Here is a 3,371-nt window from a genome sequence, read left to right on the forward strand (position 1 = left end):
TGCGGGAGTAGGATTTGAACCTACGACCTTCAGGTTATGAGTTTGATGTTGACGCCTTTCCTACGGATTTCCCGCGACACGCTCCGACCGCCGACTCCACGCCAAACACCTGATTATATTTCATTTCTAATTGTCATGTGCTACGCTTCCCCACGAGATGGCGCGGCGCGACTTCGCCCCGTTTGATTCCGGTATGATTCCGGATCTCCGCTCAGGAGAAGGCCACGATGACGAAGATCACGAAGCGAACCGTCGATGCAGCCTTTCCTCGCGACAAGGAATTTTTCGTGTGGGACCAGGCACTGAAAGGATTTGGATTTCGGGTCTATCCCTCCGGCCGCAAGGTCTACCTCACGCAATTCCGGGCAGATGGTCGGCTGCGACGCGTAAACATCGGTGTCCATGGCACCGTGACCGCAGAAATCGCACGCACTGAAGCGATGCGTGTTTTGTCCGAAGTACGGCTGGGAGAGAACCCGGCCAGCCATCGCGATCGGCTCAAAGCTTCTCCGACCGTCATGGCCTTTTCGAAACGGTTTCTGGAAGAACACGTGGCCGTCCATTGCAAGGCATCCACCTATGGCGAATACGAAAGATCGATAGAGCTTTTCATCAACCCCAAACTGGGCAGTCTTCGGATGACAGATGTCCGCCGAAGCGACGTGGTCGGTTTTCACCAGTCGATGAAATCCATCCCGTATCAGGCCAACAGATCGCTCGGCGTCCTCTCCGTCATGTTCACGACAGCATATACTTGGGGGGATCTCGAGGAGCCCCTCAATCCGTGTTGGAAGGTGAAGCGCTTCAAAGAAAGGAAGAGGGAACGATATTTGAGTCCCGCAGAACTCGCGCGTCTCGGCAAAGTCCTGATGGAAGCCCATTCCGAGCCGGAAGCCGCAAACTGTATTCGCTTATTACTCCTCACTGGATGTCGATTGGGGGAAATCCAGTCCCTGAAGTGGGAATATGTGGATTGCGAGGCAGGGTTGCTGCGGCTTCCCGACTCCAAGACCGGAGCGAAAATCATCCCGATCGGAGCCGCTGTCTTCGATGTCCTCGACAGCATCGAACGACAGGCGGGCAATCCGTTTGTCATCACCGGTCGGGTCAAGGGCCAGAAGTTGACCGACATGCAGAAACCATGGCGTCGCCTTCGCGCGAGGGCGGGACTCGACGATGTTCGTATCCATGATCTGCGCCATTCGTTCGCGTCCGATGCTCTCCAGCTGGGACAGGATCTGCCGATGATCGGCAAGCTGTTGGGACACACCCAGGTCCAAACGACCGCGCGGTACGCTCACCTTAAGACCGACGCTATCTCCGCAGCGGCAAACCAGGTATCCGCCGCCATCGCATCTTCTCTATTGGGTAATCCCGATCAGAGTGAAGGGATGGAGCAGACCTTGGATTAGGTTCCTCCCCCCCTAATGATCCTAGACGAACGGTTCGGCCCGACCGGACGTCGGAGAGTGAGAGGCCCACGGCTTTCGCCGTGACGGATTTGGAGGTCGAGAGAGAGGCTCCCGGCCGGTCCGTCGCGGAGAAGACCCATGAGCGATCTCAACATACTGGACGGCCGGAGCGATGCGGGCGGCGGCTACAGGGTGGATACGTCGCGAGGCGGCCATGACGATCGCGTGTCGTCGGAATGGTCTTCGCGGCCCGACGACGAGCAATACTTGTCGCTGTCGGCGCTGCAGGAAGCGGTGAAGGGCCGCGCCGAGCGGTCCCGGACGCGCACCGTCGAGAGCGCGGCGATCCGCGTTGAGGCGAGCCGCAACGACCCCGAGCGGCTGGGGCTGATGCTGCCCGGTGCCGAGGCGCCTGTCGCCCCGACCCATTGGAGCTTCGGCCAGCTGGCGAGCCTTGTGAGCGCGCCAGCCGCTTACCTGCGCCAGCTTCCGGCACCGCTGGCCGGCATCAACCTGCAATACGGTCTGACGCACGGCCGCGCCGAGCAGGTCAAGACGTTGGAAACCGAGGGCGGGCACACGGAATTGCGCGCTGTCACCGGCCCGGATTATGGGCGCATCTACGACCACGAACTCGTCTCCGCCGTGCAGCGCATCGCAGGCGACGGCGTTGGGGACACCCGCTGGAAGGTGCCGGGCGTGCTCGACTGGTCGACGGGCATCTACAACCCAAGGGTCGATATCACAAAGGACACGACGACGCTTTATGCCTCGGATCGCGACGTCTTTCTCTTCCTGGTCGATGACATGAATCCGATCGAGGCGGGAAAGCTGCCGGACGGCTCGCCCGATCTGTTCTTCCGCGGCTTCTACTGCTGGAACTCGGAGGTTGGCGCGAAGACGCTCGGCATCGCGAGCTTCTATCTCCGCGCCGTCTGCCAGAACCGCAATCTCTGGGGCGTCGAGGACTTCCAAGAAATCAGCATCCGGCATTCCAAATACGCCGCCAACCGTTTCGCCCATGAAGCAGCGCCAGCGCTTTCGCGCTTTGCCGACTCTTCGCCCGCGCCATTCATCGACGGCATCCGGTCCGCCCGCGAGCGCATCGTTGTGCGGACGGACGAGGATCGGACCGACTTTCTCAGGAAGCGCGGCTTCGGCAAGGCCGAGAGCGCGAAGATCGTCGAGACGGTCCTGGCCGAAGAAGGCCATCCGCCCGAAAGCGTTTTTGACTTCGTGCAGGGCATCACCGCAATCGCCCGCACAAAGCCCCAGCAGGACGCCCGACTCGACCTGGAAGGGCGCGCGAAGAAGCTGTTGGAGCACGCGGGCTAGTCTTAGCCGCCGCGCCTCATCATAAACGTCGTCCTGCGGTCCGTCCCTTTCGAGAGGAAGAGGTGGGCCGCGGTTTTCGTGATGGATTTGGAAGGTCGGGAGAGTGGCTCCGGGCCGATCCGTCTCGGAGACGAACCATGACCAAGACCCAAAAGATCACCCTCAGCGCCTCGCGCGACATTCCCTTCAACAGGCTAACGCTGAGCCAGGCCAATGTCCGGCACGTGAAGTCCGGCGTCTCGATTGAGGAACTGGCCGAAGACATCGCCCGGCGGACCCTCCTGGCCAGCCTGACCGTCCGGCCGTTGGTGGACGAGGACGGCGCGGAGACCGGCATGTTCGAGATCCCGGCCGGCGGTCGCCGGTTCCGGGCGCTGGAACTGCTCGTGAAACAGAAGCGGTTGAACCGCACCGCGCCGGTGCCCTGCATCGTCCGCATGGACGGGCTCGCCGAGGAGGACAGCCTGGCCGAGAACGTTCAGCGCGCGCCGCTGCATCCGCTCGACCAGTTCCGCGCCTTCCAGTCGATGCGTGAGAAAGGCAAGTCCGCGGAAGAGATCGCGGCGGCGTTCTTTGTCTCGGCCAATGTGGTGAAGCAGAGACTGAAGCTCGCCGCGGTGGCAC

General features: G+C 61.5%; 3 protein-coding genes and 1 tRNA gene. 3 read left to right on the forward strand and 1 reads right to left on the reverse strand.

Annotated features, from left to right (window positions below; genetic code table 11):
• Positions 1–75: transfer RNA gene (locus tag ILP92_RS17835), tRNA-OTHER, on the reverse strand.
• Positions 76–227: 152 nt separating this feature from the next.
• Here ILP92_RS17835 and ILP92_RS17840 point away from each other — a divergent pair.
• The 3 genes from ILP92_RS17840 to ILP92_RS17850 form a co-directional block, all read left to right on the forward strand.
• Positions 228–1,412, forward strand: coding sequence for a site-specific integrase (locus ILP92_RS17840; protein ID WP_198917771.1), 1,185 nt, complete (start codon positions 228–230; stop codon positions 1,410–1,412).
• A gap of 138 nt (positions 1,413–1,550) precedes the next feature.
• Positions 1,551–2,747, forward strand: coding sequence for a DUF932 domain-containing protein (locus ILP92_RS17845; RefSeq protein WP_198917772.1), 1,197 nt, complete (start codon positions 1,551–1,553; stop codon positions 2,745–2,747).
• Positions 2,748–2,884: 137 nt separating this feature from the next.
• Positions 2,885–3,371, forward strand: a 487-nt coding sequence (locus ILP92_RS17850) for a ParB/RepB/Spo0J family partition protein (protein WP_198917773.1), incomplete at its 3' end; no start/stop codon positions are given.

The sequence above is a fragment of the Palleronia pontilimi genome (assembly GCF_016412875.1).
Taxonomy (GTDB): Bacteria; Pseudomonadota; Alphaproteobacteria; order Rhodobacterales; family Rhodobacteraceae; genus Palleronia; species Palleronia pontilimi.

Bases quoted from the DNA above. Each gene is read 5' to 3' on its own strand.
- ILP92_RS17840 (WP_198917771.1), top strand. From the start codon at position 228: ATGACGAAGATCACGAAGCGAACCGTCGATGCAGCCTTTCCTCGCGAC.
- ILP92_RS17845 (WP_198917772.1), top strand. From the start codon at position 1,551: ATGAGCGATCTCAACATACTGGACGGCCGGAGCGATGCGGGCGGCGGC.